The organism is Bacillus sp. LR--39, from assembly GCF_053613335.1.
This window is the reverse complement of the sequence record NZ_JBSIOT010000735.1, coordinates 1-767: the sequence shown is the minus strand read 5'-3', so window position 1 is coordinate 767 and position 767 is coordinate 1. Positions and strand designations below refer to the sequence as shown.

The window sequence follows — 767 nt, the reverse complement described above, 5'->3', positions numbered from 1 at the left end:
AAATTCGTTTTTGTGCATCCGTTAAAGGGTAAAAAGTTATTTCCATATTGTCATACCTCCCCTAATCTTTATAAGCAGTGAACATGTGCAACGCATTTTCTCTTTCTTATCCATATCAGCTTTTAATTCTTATGAACTAACAGACGAAATAGCCCAAAGTACTTAAAAAGCAGTGCTTCCAATCAAAAAACAGATGGCCGCTATTAAAGCAGGCTGCCGTCAGTCAGTATTGCGGCGTTTAACACAAGCGGATAAAGACCGCAAGACCCCATCCTAATAAGAAACCAATTTCGGCTATTTATTCATTGTTTTCAATATTTTTTATCTTTCTACCGTTCACTTTAAATGAAAAAAATGTTTTTATCACCGAAAAATGGGTGAAAAGTTTCATGCGGGATGCCGAAATATTCCAGTTTATTTACAGGGATATTTTTGCGGGATGCCGCAATCATTTCCACTAAACATTATTTACAGAAAAATAAAAATTTTCAAACCAAACTGCTGCGTTCAATCTTTTTTTATTGCTGAATGCAATTTACAATCTTTACATGACTATGTGTACCGCGCAAAAACCGAAAAACAGGCAAAAAAAAGACACCCTTGCGTAGAGCGTCTTACAACGATTCTTTCATGACATTTTTGTCGATATCAATCAATTCCATATAGCCTTTCCCCCACTCATACATGGCTTCAAGAATAGGCATGAGGCTTTCTCCGTGCGGGGTCAGAGAATATTCAACCTTCGGCGGGACAACCGGATACACTTC

General features: G+C 37.4%; 1 pseudogene. It reads right to left on the bottom strand.

Annotated elements, in window-relative coordinates:
- Positions 1-614 precede the first annotated feature (614 nt).
- A pseudogene (hxlR, locus tag ACWHAR_RS26190) lies at positions 615-767 on the bottom strand (transcriptional activator HxlR); the annotation flags it as partial.